Source organism: Edaphobacter sp., from assembly GCF_028283685.1.
GTDB lineage: Bacteria > Acidobacteriota > Terriglobia > Terriglobales > Acidobacteriaceae > Edaphobacter.
Window position 1 is genome coordinate 316,937 of record NZ_JAPWKF010000007.1, and the last position, 15,730, is coordinate 332,666.

Below are 15,730 nucleotides of genomic sequence, written 5' to 3' on the forward strand. Positions count from 1 at the left end.
GCCAAGCGTGAGGGTGGGTTTAGAGTTGGTTGTCGCGCGAACCGTGCTTCGTGGTGCGGTAGGGGCCTGCGACATCTGTTTCGCGCATGAACTCCGGCTCATTCAATCCGAACGTCCCGGCGGAGGAGACTGTCTCCGCCACGGCTGAGACGCCTGCCGCTGTGAATCTTCGCAAGCGCTGGCTGCTGCTGCTGCCTACGATCTTCGTCACCTACAGCCTGGCTTATCTTGACCGCGCCAACTTCGGCTTTGGCGCCGCGGCGGGGCTGGCGGACACGCTGCATATTACGGGGCCGGAGACGTCGCTGCTGGGCGCGCTGTTCTTCCTGGGCTACTTCACCTTTCAGATTCCTGGCGCGAAGATCGCGGAGCGGCACAGCGTGCGCTGGCTGGTCTTCGGCGCACTGGTGACGTGGGGGTCCCTGGCTGCACTGACCGGTGTGATCCGGCACTTCTGGCTGCTGGCGCTGGTCCGATTTCTGCTGGGCGTCGCAGAGAGCGTGATCTTTCCGGCGATCCTGCTCTTGCTGACGCGCTGGTTTACGCGGGCGGAGAGGTCGAGGGCGAACTCGATCTTCATCCTGGGCAATCCGGTGACAGTGTTGTGGATGTCGGCGATCACGGGCTACCTGATCCAGGGCTTCGGCTGGCAGATGACGTTTGTGCTCGAAGGGCTCCCTGCCCTGCTATGGGCGCCGGTGTGGCTCTCGCAGGTGCGTGACCGGCCTGCGGCTGCCGCGTGGCTGAGCGACGAGGCGAAGCGCGAGCTGGAGGCTACGCTCGAACGCGAGCAGATCGCGGTGGGCAGAGGCAATACGTCGCGCAATCCCCTTCTGCGGAGGGACGTGCTGCTGCTCTCGGTGCAGTACTTCTGCTGGAGCATCGGCGTATATGGCTTTGTGCTGTGGCTGCCGACGATTGTGCACAAGGGGTCGGAGCTTTCGATGGGGCAGACGGGCCTGCTGGCGGGAATCCCTTACATGTTCGCGATCGTGCTGATGATCGTGGTGTCGTCGATCTCGGACAGGACGCAGAAGCGGGAACAGATGGTGTGGCCGTTGCTCCTGCTGGCGGGCGTGGCGATGATGGGATCGTTTGTCTTTGCGCAGCGCAGCTTCGTGGCGTCCTTTGTCTGCCTGGTGTTGGCGGGAGGGTGCATGTATGCGCCGTATGGGCCGTTCTTTGCCATCGTGCCGGAGCGGGTCCCGCGCGAAGAGGCGGGCGTGGCGCTGGCGATCATCAACAGCAGCGGTGCGTTGGGAGCGTTTGCGGGCAGCTATTTGGTGGGACTGCTGCAGTCGCTGACGGGAGACTCGCGGGCGGGCTTTCTGCTGATGGCGACGGCGTTGATCGCCTCGGCGCTGCTGCTGTTTCTGTTACCGAAGAAGATCGCTGGGGAGCCATTGAAGGCATGAGTCAGGAACGGCAGGGAACGATTCCGGTGAGCAGTGTGCTGGAGAGCGGAGCCGGGGTGACGGAGTCGGTGAAGACCCATGCGCCGGGGCCGGAGGGCATGTTGCCGATCACGCCGGAGATGCTGCTGACACGGCCTTCGGGCGACCTGTTCGGGCTGAGCCAGAATGCGGGGATGGGATGGGAGCCGGCGCGGCTGCGCGATCCCGAGTTCCTGATCCTGAGCACCCATGGAGGCGTGCGCGCGGAGGATGGGACGCCGATTGCGCTGGGATTTCATACCGGGCACTGGGAGGTCGGGCTGCTGGTTTCTGAGGCGGCGCGGGAGCTGCGCAACCTGCATGCGATGCCCTTCGCAGGTGCATGCACCGACCCTTGCGATGGACGGACGCAGGGCACGGCGGGCATGCTCGATTCGCTTCCCTACCGCAACGATGCGGCGATGGTGCTGGGACGGCTGATGCGCTCGCTGCCAAACAGGCGCGGCGTGATCGGCGTGGCGACGTGCGACAAGGGGCTTCCCGCGATGATGATGGCGCTGGCAGGATCGGGCACGCTGCCGAGCATCCTTGTACCCGGCGGGGTGACGCTGCTGCCGGATGCGGGAGAAGACGCCGGCAAGGTGCAGACGATCGGCGCGCGATTCGCTCAGGAGCAGATCACGCTGGAGTACGCCGCAGAGATGGGCTGCCGCGCGTGTGCAAGTCCCGGAGGCGGCTGCCAGTTCCTGGGGACGGCGGCGACCTCGCAGGTGGTGGCCGAGGCGCTGGGGCTGGCGTTGCCGCACACGGCATTAGGGCCATCGGGTCAACCGGTGTGGCTGGACGCGGCGACGCGTTCGGCGCGGGCGATGCTGCGCATGGCCCAGATGGGGATAGGCACGAGCGACGTACTGACCGATGCAGCGTTCGAAAATGCGATGGTGGTGCATGCGGCCTTTGGCGGATCGACCAACCTGCTGCTGCACATTCCGGCGGTCGCTCACGCTGCGGGCAGACGCAGGCCGACGGTCGAGGACTGGACGCGGATCAACCGGCAGGTTCCCCGGCTGGTGGATGCGCTGCCGAATGGGCCGCGAGGGTTTGCGACGGTGCAGGTGTTTCTTGCGGGAGGCGTGCCGGAGGTGATGCTGCATCTGCGCGACGCCGGGCTGCTGGATACGAGCGTGAAGACCGTCAGCGGGGAGACGCTGGCGGAGAATCTTGCGTGGTGGGAGCAGAGTGAGCGGCGGCAATTGCTGAAGGCCCGGCTGCGCGAGCTGGACGGCGTAGAGGCCTGCTGAAGTCATCATGTCGCCGGAGGATGCGCGGCGGCGCGGGCTGACGGCGACGGTGTGTTTTCCTTCGGGCAATCTTGCGCCGGAGGGTTCGGTGATCAAGAGCACGGCGATCGACGCGTCTCTGGTGGATGCCGATGGAGTGTATCGGCATGTGGGACCGGCGAAGGTGTTTATCACGGAGGCGGCGGCGATCGATGCGATCAAACGCGGCGAGGTCGGCAAGGGCGATGTGATTGTGCTGATCTGCGGTGGACCGGCGGGCGCGGGGATGCAGGAGATCTATCAGATCACCTCGGCGCTGAAGAGCCTGCCGCACTGCAGGCATGTGGCGGTGCTGACGGATGCGCGGTTCAGCGGGGTCTCTACGGGCGCGTGCATCGGGCATGTCTCGCCGGAGGCGCTGGCGGGAGGTCCGGTCGGCAAGGTACGCGAGGGCGATGTAATTGAGATTGTGATCGACCGCGTGGGACTACACGGAACGGTGAACTTTGTCGGCGAGGGAGCGGAGCAGTTCCCCGCTGAAGAAGGCCGTCTCAGGCTGGCTGCGCGAGCGCCACGGCAAGACCTGGCACCGCATCCCGAGCTGCCGCAGGCGACACGGCTGTGGGCGGCCATGGTGGGAGCCAGCGGAGGCGTGTGGGGCGGCTGCGTGTACGACACGGAGGCGATTGTGCAACGATTGACGACACCACCAACCGAGGAGCAGAGAGCATGAAGCTTTACCGTACGAAGGCCGGGTTTGTTGTCGAAGAGAATGGCGGCTACTTTTCCCTGGAGGGAACGGACTGGGATGAGCTGATTGCGAGTCCGGAGCTGGTGACGCGCGCCCGTACCGCTCTGAGTGGAACGCCGGTGAAGGAGCCGAGGGTAGGCGAGATTCTTGCTCCGGTGGGTACGCAGGAGGTCTGGGCCGCGGGGGTCACCTACTATCGCAGCCGCAATGCGCGAATGGAGGAATCGAAGGAGGCGGGCGGCGGAAGTTTTTACGACCGCGTCTACGTGGCGGAGCGGCCGGAGCTGTTCTTCAAGGCCAGCGGGCCGCGCGTGGTGGGGCCGGGAGGGCAGGTCCGCATTCGTAAGGACGCGACGTGGTCGGTGCCGGAGCCGGAGCTGACGCTGGTGCTGAACGCAAAGGGGACGATTACGGGATATACCATCGGCAACGATATGAGTTCACGCGATATCGAGGGGGAGAACCCGCTGTACCTGCCGCAGGCGAAGGTCTATGACGGAAGCTGCGCACTGGGACCGGCGATTCTGCTGGCGGAGGAGCCGCTGGCGAAGAGCACCAGGATCCGGATCGAGATTCTGCGGGGAGGGCGTGTGGCCTTCAGTGGCTCGACCGCACTGGCCGAGCTGAAACGCGAGCCGCAGATGCTGGCCGACTACCTGTTCCGCGAGAACAGCTTTCCCCAGGGCGCTTTTCTGATGACGGGAACGGGCGTGGTGCCGTCGGATGACTTCACGCTGGCCATCGGCGATGTGGTGCGTATCGGCATCGACGGCATCGGCACGCTGGAGAATACCGTCGCCTGAACCAACAGGCGACGGTTGTTATGCGGGAGTCGCGATGCCGACCTCGCGCTCGGAACGGCGACCGCCGAAGTAACCGAAGAGCGCGATGTAGATGTAGCAGGCTGCGGGGATGACGAAGGCATGATGGACGCCGATTGCATCCGCGAGATGTCCCTCAGCCAGCGGGATCAGAGCGCCACCGACGATGGCCGCGACCATCAGGCTTGAGCCCTTGCTGGTGAGCGGTCCAAGGCCGGCAAGACCGACGGTGAAGATGCTGGGGAACATGACGGAGTTGAAGAGGCCCACGGCGAGGATGGCCCACATGGCTGTGTGGCCGTTGGTCAGGATCGATCCTACGACCAGGAAGAAGGCCACGACGGCGGCGCTTCCCAGCACGGTGCTGGTGCGGAATTTGGTCAGCAGCCAGGAGCCGATGAAGCGCCCGACCATGGCGCCACCCCAGTAGAGCGAAACGTACTGCGCGGCGGTGCGCTCGGAGAAGCCTGCGATCTCAGGGAGACCGAAGTAGTTGACCAGGAAGCTTCCGATCGAGACCTCGGCACCGACGTAGACGAAGATGCCGAGCGCGCCTGCGAGGAGCACGGGATGCTTCCAGATGCTGTCGGCGGAGGAGGCGTGGTCCAGTTCCCCGGGACGGATGTCGCGGGTGAAGTCCATCTGGGGCAGCTTGACCATAGCCAGCGCGACGGCCAGCAGGACGAGCATCAGGCCGATGCCCATGTACGGAAGACGAACGGAGGAGGCCTGCTCGACGCGATAGGACTCGAGGGCCGCCGCGGAGAGCGACTTGAGCTTTGCGGGAGTGAGCTGAGTGCCTCCGAGGATCAATGCGCTGCCGAAGAACGGTGCGATGAAGGTTCCGAAGGAGTTCAATGCCTGCGCCAGATTCAGGCGCGAGGCGGCGGTCTCCGGTGGGCCGAGGTTGGCGACGTAAGGGTTCGCGGCGACCTGCAGGCTGGTGATTCCCGCGGCGAGGATGACGAGCGCCGAGAGGAAGAGGCCGAAGGAGGCGGCGGTCGAGGCCGGGAGGAAGAGGAAGGCTCCGGTGGCCATGACGAGCAGGCCAATCACCATGGTGCCCTTGTAGCCGCGCCACTCCACCAGCTTGCCCGAAGGCACGGCGAAGAGGAAGTAGGAGGAGAAGAAGCAGAACTGCACCAGCATCGCCTGGGCGTAGGTGAGATCGAAGATGCCCTTGAGGTGAGGGATCAGGATGTCGTTCAGGCAGGTGAGGAAGCCCCACATGAAGAAGAGCATCGTGGCGATGCTCATCGCCCGGATGTCCGTCTTCTGTGCTCCGGATGGCGAGGCGGTTGCGGTGACACCTGAGGGTATTGCCATATGTTCGAGGACAGCCTTCCAGAAAAATAAGTCTCTTCAATCCTATATGGATGAAGCAAACCGTGGAGAAGTCCCGGCCTGTATCCGAACGCCATCATACTGCGGGCTGTAGCAGCCTATGGGGCTGTAGCAGCCTGCGGGGCTGTAGCATCGAATGCGATATATGACTTCGCAGAAAAAGACGGTTCTGGTGATTGGGGCGGGGATGGCCGGTCTCACGGCGGCTCGGCGGCTGGCAGAGGCAGGGTGGCGGGTGACGGTGCTGGAGGCGCGTGATCGCATAGGCGGCCGCATCTTTACCATCCGCGATGGCGACGAAGTCATCGAACTGGGCGCGGAGTTCGTCCACGGACGGCCGCCGGAGCTTCTGCAACTGATTGAAGAAGCTGGCGAAGAGATCTACGAGATCGAGGGCGAGAACGTCAGCTTCGAGGATGGGCGGCTGACCACGGATCATGGGCAGCGGGAGGCGATCTTCGGTGTGCTTGAGGGTTTGGAGGGATGGGAGAAGCCGGATATTCCCTTCTCCGAGTATGTTGCGCAGAGCTCGCTCGACGAGGACGATGCCCGGTCGGTGATCGGGTACGTGGAGGGATTCAATGCCGCCGACCATCGCGTGATCGGCGTGCAGGCGCTGGCGATGCAGCAGGCGGCCGAGGACAAGATCGAGGGCGATCGCGGCTTTCGTCTGCGAAACGGCTATGGCCGTCTGCCCGAGTTTCTGGCGAAGAAGATCGCGGAGGCAGGCGGCGAGATTGTTCCCCAGACGCTGGTGGAGCGCGTGGAGTGGAGCCGCGATCATGTGCGCGTGCGGGCGAGCCACGACGGAGTGCCGCAGGACTTTGAGGCGTCGCGTGCCGTGATCGCGCTGCCCCTGGGCGTGCTGCAGCAGCAGACGGTGGTGTTTGTGCCCGCGCCCGATGCCTTGCATGAGGCGCTTCGTCTGCGGATGGGGCAGGCGTGCCGGTTCACGATGACGTTTCGCGAGCGGTTCTGGCAGCATCTTCCGCCCGAAGGGATGGAGCGGCTGAGCTTTCTGCTGAGCTTTGGCAGCGTACCGCGGGTGTGGTGGACGGCGCATCCTGCGGAGAGCAATACGCTGACGGGCTGGAGCGGAGGCCCGGAGGCCGCAGGGCTTTCGAAGCTTTCGGCCGAGGAGCTGGGCAGCATGGCGTGCGAGCGGCTGGCGGAGATCTTCTCGATGGATGCGGATCGCATACGCGAGCTGATGACCGGCTGCCACGTGCACCACTGGGACCGCGATGCCCTTACCCGGGGAGCGTACAGTTACGTTCCGGCAGGCGCCATGGAGGCCGGATCGAAGATGACGCTGCCGCAGGCCGACACGCTCTACTTCGCTGGAGAGCATACGGATACGAGCGGCCACTGGGGCACGGTGCATGCGGCGATCCGGTCGGGCGAGAGGGCCGCGGAGCAGGTGCTTGGGCACGTTGTCGAAGCGGGCGCGGCACGATAACCTTAATGGAGCGACGCCCTGTTTGCCCCGCTGGCGACAGCAGCCTGCGGCGATCGTTTTTCTGAACGTTTACCGAAACGATTTCAGGAAGGATTAGGCTTCACCCAAGGACATCACACGACATTGACCCTCGAGATCAGCACCCCACGCGACCGTAACTTTCGCATGCCCGCCGAATGGGCTCCCCATACCGCAACGTGGATCGCGTGGCCGCATAACGCCGAGGACTGGCCGGGCAAGTTTCAACCGATTCCGTGGGTGTATGCGGAGATTGTGCGTCATCTTTCGTGCTGCGAGGACGTTCACATTCTCGTGAACGACGATGCGTCGGAGAAACGTGCGCGGAGGATTCTGCTGCGTGCCGGGGCGAACATGGCGCGGCTGCACTTTCATCCCTGGCAGACGGACCGCGTGTGGCTGCGCGACTCCGGCCCGATCTTCGTGAAGAACCCCAAGGGCGAGCTGGCGCTGACCAACTGGAAGTTCAATGCGTGGGCGAAGTATGACAACTACCGCCGCGACGACCAGATTCCGAAGCACATCTCGAAGCTCTACGCGATGGAGTCCTTCGAGCCGAAGGTCGAGATCAACGGCAAGCAGCACAGGCTGGTGCTGGAGGGCGGCTCGATCGACACCAACGGCGCGGGCATCCTGCTGACGACGGAGGAGTGCCTGTTGTCGGAGATACAGCAGAGGAACCCGGGCGTCTCGCGCGAGCAGCTGGAAAAGGCCTTCGAGGACTATCTCGGCATTGAGCAGGTGGTGTGGCTGCATCGCGGCGCTGCGGGGGACGATACGCATGGCCACGTCGACGACATCACGCGCTTCGTGGCGGAAAACACGATTCTGACCTGCGTGGAGCCAAGCACGCACGACGAGAATCATCTTCCGCTGGCAGAGAATCTGGATCGGCTGCGCTCGGCCAGGAATCTCTCGGGCAAGCCCTTCAAGGTGGTTGAGCTGCCGATGCCTGCGCCGGTGGTCTTCGACAGCCAGCGTCTGCCGGCCAGCTACGCGAACTTCTACATCGCGAATGACCTGGTGATGATGCCGACCTTCAACGACCCCAACGACCGGCTGGCTCTGAACATCCTCGCCGAGTGCTTTCCGGAGCGCAGGGTGACGGGAATTCACTGCACGGACTTCATCTGGGGCCTGGGCGCGCTACACTGCATGACGCAACAGGAGCCGGCGTAAACCCTACCGGGAACAACGGCATCCAAACGCTTTGGCCTACGAGCCGACTTCGACGTGTTTGACGTTATGGGAGACCTTTTGAAGACGATGCGAACGATTACGTGTGCCTTTCTTTTTTGCGCCTCACTCACCGCGCTGTCTCAGCAGAAAGAGCTGATCCTGCACGACGTCACGGTGGTTGACGGCACGGGCGCGAGGCCGCAGCAGCACATGGACGTATGGCTGCACAAGGGCACGATCACGGGCGTGCGGCCAATGTTCAAGAAGGATCAGCCGGAGCGCACGGACGTAGTCGACTGCGCCGGCAAGGTGGTGATGCCGGCGCTGATCAGCGCGCACTCGCATCTTGGCCTGCTGCTGAACAATGCAGAGTCGTCCGCCAATGCGTACACGGCAGAGAACGTCACCAAGGCACTGAACCAGTTCGAGCGCTACGGCGTGACGACGATCATCTCGCTGGGAGCTAACCGCGACCTGGTATATGACCTGCGCGATCAACAGCGCGCCGGCAAGCTGGGCGGAGCGACGATTCTCACCGCCGGCCGCGGCATCGGCGTGCCCAATGGAGCGCCGGGGCTGGAGACGGCGCCAGACCAGGTGTATCGCCCGGCGAGCCCGGACGAGGCCCGCAAGGCCGTGGATGAGATGGCAGGCCATCACGTCGACCTGATCAAGTTCTGGCTGGACAGCGGACATGGCAAGATTCCCCCGATGCAGCCTGCGGTCTATACGGCCGTCATCGACGAGGCGCACAAGAAGCATCTGAAGGTGGCTGCGCATGTGTATACGCAGGCAGATGCGAAGAGCGTGCTGGATGCAGGAGTCGACATTCTGGCGCACTCGATTCGCGATCAGGCGGTCGATCCCGCCATCGTGCAGGAGATGGTCGATCGCAAGACCTGGTACATTCCCACGCTGGCGCTGGATGAGGCCTTTTATCTGTACGCCGAACATCCCGAGGTGATGGAGACCAACTTCTTCAAGCAGGCGGCGGGGCCGGAGTTGCTGGCCAAGCTGCAGGCTCCGGGATACGCGGAGAAGACGCTGGCCTCGACCGAGCAGGCGAAGAAAGACCACGCGATGGCGATGAAGAACCTGAAGACGATCTTTGACGGCGGCGTGGCGGTGGGCTTTGGAACGGACTCGGGTGCCGTGGTGGGCCGCATCCCGGGATTCAGCGAACATCGCGAGCTGGAGGACCTGGTGGCGGCGGGCCTGTCGCCGATGCAGGCGATCACGCTGGCGACGGGAGAGAATGGGCGGCTGCTGCACCAGATGAATCCACATCTGAACGTGGGGCTGATCCAGGACGGATACCTGGCGGACCTGCTGCTGCTGGATGCCGATCCGCTGATCGACGTGCGCAATACGAGGAAGATCAGCGCGGTCTACCACCACGGCGAGCTGGTGCCGAACACGCCGCCGCAGGATTAAGGCGCTGTGCCGGCAGCATCGAGCCGCAGACTGGCTACACTAGGGCGATGAACCAGGAAGAGATGATGCGGCTGGCGATCGCCGAGGCCCGCGCCGCAGAGGCCGCAGGCGAGGTTCCGGTGGGAGCGATCGTCGTGGGGCCGGACGGAGAGACAGTGTTCGGTCGCGGGCAGAATCGCGTGCTGCGCGACTCCGATCCGACGGCCCATGCCGAGATCGTGGCGCTGCGTGAGGCAGGCCGCGCGCTGGGGAACTATCGCCTTCTGACACCCGAAGGCAGGGGGTGCACGCTGGTCGTCACGCTGGAGCCCTGCGCCATGTGCGCAGGAGCCATCCTGCATGCGCGAATCGCACACCTGATCTATGCCGCAACCGACCCGAAGGCGGGGGCGTGCGGAAGCGCGCTGGAGGTGATGAATCACCCCTTGCTCAACCACACCACCGAGGTGACGACGGGCGTGCTCGCCGGGGAGTGCAGCCGCATGCTGAGCGATTTTTTCCAGGCACGGCGGGGCAGGAGGCGGCTCGATCCGCATCCTATGGACGCAGAGGATGCGCTCACGGGAGGAACCGATGACGACAGCGAAGAAGTGGTCAGCGAAGGTTGATACGGAATCGACGTACCCGGAATCGGGTCTGTTTACCAAGAGTCCTACGGTGATTGCGAAGGCCCTGGCATCGAAGAAGGTCTCGCCCAAGGGACCGGCCTCGGGGATGCGCATGCTGAATTTCTACATCAACCGTGCGGGGAAAAACCTCTCCGCCTCGCATCACAAGGCGCTTGAAAGAGCGAAGACGATTCTGTCGGGCATCATCGCGGAGCAGCATGAGAAGGCTCCCCGAAAGGCCGCGAAGAAGCACGCCGCAAAGACTCATGCAAAGAAAGCGGCATAACGGTTCGTAAGAGGAGAGACGATGGCGGGTCGGCTGAACGGCAAGGTGGCGTTGGTCACAGGATCATCATCTGGCATCGGACAGGCGATCGCGGTGCGGCTGGCCGCCGATGGCGCGGCGGTGGTGGTGAACTATCGTGGCAGCTCCGAGGGCGCCGCGAAGACGAAGCAGCAGATCGAAGAAGCCGGCGGCAGGGCGGTCGTGGTGCAGGGCGACGTCTCGAAGATGGAGGACCTGCAGCGGCTCATCGACGAGTCGTGGACGCAGCTGGGCGGTTGCGACATCCTGGTGAACAACGCGGGTGTGGAGAAGGGGGCGGACTTCTGGGAGGTCACCGAGGAGGACTATGACATGGTCCTGAACGTGAACCTGAAGGGCGTGTTCTTTCTGACGCAGGCCTTTGTGCGCCGCCTGCGAGAGGCGAAGAGGCCGGGACGGATCGTCAACATCAGCTCGGTGCACGAGGATATGGCGTTTCCTCACTTCTCGACGTACTGCGCGGCCAAGGGCGGCCTGCGCATGCTGACGCGGAACCTGGCAGTGGAATTGGGTTCGCTGGGGATCACGATCAACAATGTGGCCCCGGGGGCGATTGCGACGCCGATCAACGCCAAGCTGCTGGATGACAAGCCGAAGCTGGATTCGCTGCTGAAGAACATCCCTCTGGGGAGGATGGGCTCATCCGAAGAAGTCGCGGGGGTGACGGCTTTTCTGGCGTCGGACGAGGCAGCCTATGTCACCGGCAGCACCTACGTGGTGGATGGCGGCCTGATGGTCGACTATCACGAGCAATAGAGCCACGAGCAATAGAGCGACTCACGAAGCAATAGAGCTGCCAGGAATTTGACCACGATCTACAACCAATGGGGGAGGAGCACGATTCCTCCGGGGGATGTTTCCCTTATGCAAACAGTTGCATGATCTTCTTGACAACGGCGCAACGCCGGGATCAAAGAGGAGACCCTCCCCATGCTTCATGACCTGATTCTCGCCGGACTCTTCCTGGCAATGATCATCGCTCCCTCCCTGTTGACAATAGGCTCTGACAAAAAGGAGAAAGACTCGCTGTAAAGCGCCGGCGCTGGTGGGCGCGCAGACAACGGAAAGCCAAACGGTCTCAGACTTTCGCATTTAGCAGACTTTGATACCAAGAAAAGCCGCACTCCTTCGAGTGCGGCATTTCTGTTTGCGAGAGCAGCGGTTAGCCGCGCAGCGCCATCTGTTCGGTGACGATCTGTGTGAGGTCCGGCTTCTTGAGACCGTGTTCCTTCTCATTGAATTGATCGACCTTGCTGGACCAGTTCATGGAGCAGAACTTGGGGCCGCACATGGAGCAGAAGGCGGCTTCCTTGTAGTAGTCGTCGGGCAGGGTCTCGTCGTGCATGCTGCGCGCCGTCTCCGGGTCGAGCGAGAGAGCGAACTGCTTGTCCCAGTCGAAGGTGTAGCGGGCGTGCGAGATGGCGTCGTCGCGGTCGCGGGCACCGGGGCGGTGACGCGCGATGTCAGCGGCGTGAGCGGCGATCTTGTAGGCGATGATGCCGTCCTTGACGTCCTTCTCGTTGGGCAGGCCGAGGTGTTCCTTCGGGGTGACGTAGCAGAGCATCGCCGCGCCGTGCCAGCCGATCATGGCTGCGCCGATGGCCGAGGTGATGTGGTCGTAGCCGGGAGCGATATCGGTGACGAGCGGTCCGAGGACATAGAACGGCGCGCCGTCGCAGAGCTCGACTTCCTTGTCGACCTGCTCCTTGATCTTGTCCATCGGCACGTGGCCGGGGCCTTCGATCATGACCTGCACATCGTCCTTCCAGGCCTGGCGGGTGAGTTCGCCCAGCGTCTTCAACTCAGCGAACTGCGCCTCGTCGGAGGCATCGGCGACCGAACCGGGACGGAGGCCGTCGCCGAGGGAGTAGCTGACGTCGTACTTCGCCATGACCTTGGTGATGCGATCAAAGTTCTCGTAGAGGAAGTTCTGCTTGTGGTGGTGCGTCATCCACTGCGCCATGATGGCGCCGCCGCGACTGACGATGCCGGTGATGCGCTTGGCCACCATCGGGATGTACTGGACGAGAACGCCGGCGTGGATGGTGAAGTAATCGACGCCCTGCTGCGCCTGCTCCTCGATGACCTCGAGGTAGAGGTCGATGTTGAGATCCTCGACCTTCTTGACGCGTGAGAGCGCCTCGTAGAGCGGCACGGTGCCGATGGGCACGGGCGAGTGGCGCAGGATGGCTTCGCGGATAGACGGAATGTCGCCGCCCGTCGACAGATCCATCACGGTATCGGCGCCATAATGGACCGCGGTGTGGAGCTTGCGGAGCTCTTCATCCACATTGGAGGTGATGGCGGAGTTGCCGATGTTGGCGTTGATTTTGCAAAGGGATTCGACACCGATGCACATGGGTTCGAGCTCGACGTGATTGATGTTCGCCGGGATGATCATGGTTCCCTTGGCGATCTCGGAGCGGATGAGCTCAGGAGAGACCTTCTCACGCTGAGCGACAAAGGCCATCTCTTCGGTGATCAATCCTTTGCGGGCAAAGTGCATCTGCGACATGTTCGAGTCGCCGGTGCGTTCGGCTTCGGCTTTACGTTTGACGATCCACTCCGCGCGGCCCGCAGGAACGCTGTAATCATTGCCGTTGGTGCCATTTGCGTGCGAGTGTGTGCCGTTTGTGCTCATATGCCCCCTCTTCCGAACCAGTGCTTCGACTTCTCGGACGTATCTCCGAGTATATCGCCGATACCAATTGCAGATACCAATTGCAGATGGGCCGGCCAACTTTCCAACCCACGGCCCCGTCCAAGAATATAGGGCCTTCCCCAAGATCCAGACCGACACCCCGGGTGCGGGTGGTTCGGCACATTTCCGCGATGAAGTGGAGTCCACGATGTCTTCTAAACGATTTGAGAACCTGCACTCTCGTTATGTCGACAATCTCAAGCAGACCCTGGACGTGGAACGAGAGATGATTCATGCCACACCCCGCGGGGCGGATGCCTCCACCGATGAGCAGCTGGTGAATGAGTTCCGCGACTACATGAAGCAGACGGAGAACCATCTTGCACGGCTGGAGCAGCTTTTGCGGCGGGTCCCGAATAAGGCGCGCGCCTAGGTTCGCCGACGAGGCTCTCAGGCGGTTATCGGCTATTGTTTTGAAGCAGGCAACGGCACTCAGCTAAAATAATTCACAGCCATGCCGAACGATAGCCGGAAGAGTCCTCTGAAGATCATCGTTGCAACCGTCATCATCCTTGGGACGGTCGCCTATCTCGCCATCACCGGCGTGCAGCAGAACAAGAGCTACTACGTCACGATCGGCGAGCTGCAGGGCATGGGCAACAAGGCCTATGTGCGCCACCTGCGCGTGGCAGGCAACGTGGCTCCCGGCAGCATCGAGCGGGCTGGCACCAATGCGACGTTTACGCTGCTGGAGCAAGGCCGGAAGCTCAAGGTGAGCTATCGCGGCACCGAGCCTCCGCCGGATACCTTCAAGGACGATGCCCAGGCGCTGGCGATCGGCACCTTCGGCCAGGATGGCGTCTTCCACGCCACGCAGCTGCAGGCCAAGTGCGCCTCGAAGTACGCTCCCGCCGCAACGGGTAAGGCACCTACTGCGGCAGCCACGGCGCTTCCTGTTGCCCGCTGACGATTCTTCTTCCTCACAAAACCGCTGCTCTCGCAGAACTGCTGCTACTTCCCTGCACCGCCGGTAAGCGTCTTCAGGTAGCGATACTGAAACTCCACGCCTCTGTAGTACGCCTCGACGCCCAGCCGCTCATCGCGGCCGTGCGCGCGGGAGTCGTCCTCGTCGATGCCCATGCCGCAGAAGCCGTAGGACGGGATGCCCGCAGCCATCGTGTACTTGCTGTCGGTGGCTCCGGTCTCCATCTCGGGCACAACCGAGAGGCCGGGCCACATCGTCGCAATGACGGAGCGCAGGGCGCTGAAGACCTCGGGGTTGAGCGGGGGCGGAGCGACGGAGACGTCGTCGAGGCCCTCGTCGCTGGCGGCCTGCGCACTGTTCAGCAACTGCACCGTCACGGAGGGATCGTTGATGGCGGCGACGAGGCGGGCGCGGATCTCACGCGGCGTGTGCCCCGGCAGGATGCGGCAGTTGATGTTGGCCTGGGCGCGCTGCGGCAGAGCGTTGGGGGCGTGACCGGCCTCGAGCATGGTCGCGACGCAGGTGGTGCGCAGCATGGCGTTGTACAGCGGCACCTCGGAGAGACGTTTCACCGCTGCGGCGGAGGGAGGCGTCGACAGAACGGCACGCATATCGTCGGCGGGCTGGCCGGTGACCGTCTTCGCCGCCGCCAGGAAGTAGCCGCGTGTAACGGTGTTCAGCTCGACGGGAAAACGATAGGCCTCGAGCCGGGAGAGCGCGGTGGCGAGCTTATAGATCGCGTTTTCCCTGCGCGGCAGCGAGCTGTGGCCGCCGGGATCGGTGACGGTAAGACGGAAGTCGGCATAGAGCTTCTCCGTGGCTTCGACACCGAGGCTGACGGGCTTGCCCTTGAGCGTGTTGAGGCCGCCGGCGTCGGCGTTGAGCGCGTATCCGGCGTCGATGAGGTTGCGATGATTTTTGAGCAGCCAGCTGACGCCATTGGAGGCGCCGCCCTCTTCATCGGCGGTGAGCGCGAGGATGATGTCGCGGTCGGGTACGAAGCCCTCTCGGCGCAGACGGATGAAACTGGCCATAAAGGCGGCGACGGAGTCCTTCATGTCCTGCGTGCCACGGCCGTAGAAGTAGCCGTCCTTTTCGGTGAAGACGAAGGGATCGGTGCTCCAGTCCTCGGGTTTCGCTTCAACGACGTCGATGTGGCCGAGCAGAAGGATCGGCTTCTTCGTGCTGCCGGGTTTGCCGCGATAACGGGCGACGAGATTGCCCTTGCGCGGATTGGGGCCAAGCACAGCCAGGTCGGCGGCGGGAAAGCCGGCGTCGAGCAGGCGCTTGCGCATGGCTTCGGCTGCGACGGTGGTGCTACCGACCGAATCGGTGGTGTTGATCTCGATGATCTGGCGGAAGAGGTCGCGTGCCAGGCTGCGATTCGCCGCCTCGGTTGCCGCCGCCTGCGCATGCGCAAGCGTGCTGAACGCTGCCACCGTACAGGCGCAGAGGACGCCTCTGAAAACGTTCATGCTGTCATCCTTCCGC

15 protein-coding genes are annotated in these 15,730 nt (G+C 63.4%); 12 read left to right on the top strand and 3 right to left on the bottom strand.

Annotated features, from left to right (window positions below; translation table 11 throughout):
• The first annotated feature begins 86 nt into the window (after positions 1 to 86).
• From PW789_RS12115 to PW789_RS12130, 4 genes are read left to right on the top strand one after another with little or no spacing between them, the layout of a single operon-like run.
• The gene (locus PW789_RS12115) at positions 87 to 1,415 is read left to right on the top strand and encodes an MFS transporter (RefSeq protein WP_299376571.1); all 1,329 of its coding nucleotides are present in this window, start codon (positions 87 to 89) and stop codon (positions 1,413 to 1,415) included.
• Complete coding sequence (locus tag PW789_RS12120) at positions 1,412 to 2,695, top strand: dihydroxy-acid dehydratase (protein ID WP_299376574.1); 1,284 nt, start codon at positions 1,412 to 1,414, stop codon at positions 2,693 to 2,695. The genes PW789_RS12115 and PW789_RS12120 overlap by 4 nt, the downstream gene beginning before the upstream one ends.
• 7 nt (positions 2,696 to 2,702) lie before the next feature.
• Entirely contained in the window at positions 2,703 to 3,407 is a 705-nt protein-coding gene (locus PW789_RS12125; RefSeq protein ID WP_299376577.1) for a dihydroxy-acid dehydratase, read from the top strand.
• On the top strand, positions 3,404 to 4,228 hold the full coding sequence (locus PW789_RS12130) for a fumarylacetoacetate hydrolase family protein (protein ID WP_299376580.1): 825 nt from the start codon (positions 3,404 to 3,406) through the stop codon (positions 4,226 to 4,228). Before PW789_RS12125 ends, PW789_RS12130 begins: the two co-directional genes overlap by 4 nt.
• An 18-nt stretch (positions 4,229 to 4,246) precedes the next feature.
• Here PW789_RS12130 and PW789_RS12135 read toward each other — a convergent pair whose 3' ends face one another.
• A complete protein-coding gene (locus PW789_RS12135) occupies positions 4,247 to 5,572 on the bottom strand; it encodes a sugar MFS transporter (RefSeq protein ID WP_299376583.1) in 1,326 nt (441 codons plus the stop codon).
• Between the two features lie 163 nt (positions 5,573 to 5,735).
• Between PW789_RS12135 and PW789_RS12140 the strand changes: the two genes are divergently transcribed.
• The 6 genes from PW789_RS12140 to PW789_RS12165 all read left to right on the top strand — a co-directional run bounded on the left by PW789_RS12140 (position 5,736) and on the right by PW789_RS12165 (position 11,369).
• Entirely contained in the window at positions 5,736 to 7,049 is a 1,314-nt protein-coding gene (locus PW789_RS12140; protein ID WP_299376586.1) for an NAD(P)/FAD-dependent oxidoreductase, read from the top strand.
• A 165-nt stretch (positions 7,050 to 7,214) separates the two neighbouring features.
• Positions 7,215 to 8,246 (top strand): agmatine/peptidylarginine deiminase, encoded by a 1,032-nt coding sequence (locus tag PW789_RS12145; RefSeq protein ID WP_299377860.1) that lies wholly within the window; start codon positions 7,215 to 7,217, stop codon positions 8,244 to 8,246.
• 87 nt (positions 8,247 to 8,333) lie between these two features.
• Positions 8,334 to 9,680 (top strand): amidohydrolase family protein, encoded by a 1,347-nt coding sequence (locus PW789_RS12150; protein WP_299377863.1) that lies wholly within the window; start codon positions 8,334 to 8,336, stop codon positions 9,678 to 9,680.
• A gap of 47 nt (positions 9,681 to 9,727) precedes the next feature.
• Positions 9,728 to 10,288: a tRNA adenosine(34) deaminase TadA gene (tadA, locus tag PW789_RS12155; protein ID WP_299376590.1), complete on the top strand. Its 561-nt coding sequence runs from the start codon at positions 9,728 to 9,730 to the stop codon at positions 10,286 to 10,288.
• Positions 10,254 to 10,574 carry a DUF3175 domain-containing protein gene (locus tag PW789_RS12160; protein WP_299376593.1) on the top strand — a complete coding sequence of 107 codons (321 nt, stop codon included), beginning with the start codon at positions 10,254 to 10,256 and terminating at the stop codon, positions 10,572 to 10,574. The genes tadA and PW789_RS12160 overlap by 35 nt, the downstream gene beginning before the upstream one ends.
• Positions 10,575 to 10,595: 21 nt before the next feature.
• Positions 10,596 to 11,369 (top strand): SDR family NAD(P)-dependent oxidoreductase, encoded by a 774-nt coding sequence (locus tag PW789_RS12165; RefSeq protein ID WP_299376596.1) that lies wholly within the window; start codon positions 10,596 to 10,598, stop codon positions 11,367 to 11,369.
• Between the two features lie 406 nt (positions 11,370 to 11,775).
• On the opposite strand, the gene thiC is transcribed toward PW789_RS12165, so the two are convergent.
• Positions 11,776 to 13,254, bottom strand: a complete 1,479-nt coding sequence (thiC, locus tag PW789_RS12170; protein WP_299376599.1) for a phosphomethylpyrimidine synthase ThiC — start codon at positions 13,252 to 13,254, stop codon at positions 11,776 to 11,778.
• 208 nt (positions 13,255 to 13,462) lie between these two features.
• On the opposite strand from thiC, the gene PW789_RS12175 reads away from it, so the two are divergent.
• Together PW789_RS12175 and PW789_RS12180 are read left to right on the top strand one after the other, a co-directional pair.
• Positions 13,463 to 13,687 (top strand): DUF892 family protein, encoded by a 225-nt coding sequence (locus PW789_RS12175; protein WP_299376602.1) that lies wholly within the window; start codon positions 13,463 to 13,465, stop codon positions 13,685 to 13,687.
• A gap of 81 nt (positions 13,688 to 13,768) precedes the next feature.
• Positions 13,769 to 14,221: a cytochrome c maturation protein CcmE gene (locus tag PW789_RS12180; RefSeq protein WP_299376605.1), complete on the top strand. Its 453-nt coding sequence runs from the start codon at positions 13,769 to 13,771 to the stop codon at positions 14,219 to 14,221.
• A 44-nt stretch (positions 14,222 to 14,265) separates the two neighbouring features.
• On the opposite strand, the gene PW789_RS12185 is transcribed toward PW789_RS12180, so the two are convergent.
• Positions 14,266 to 15,714 carry a M20/M25/M40 family metallo-hydrolase gene (locus PW789_RS12185; protein WP_299376608.1) on the bottom strand — a complete coding sequence of 483 codons (1,449 nt, stop codon included), beginning with the start codon at positions 15,712 to 15,714 and terminating at the stop codon, positions 14,266 to 14,268.
• Between the last annotated feature and the right edge of the window lie 16 nt (positions 15,715 to 15,730).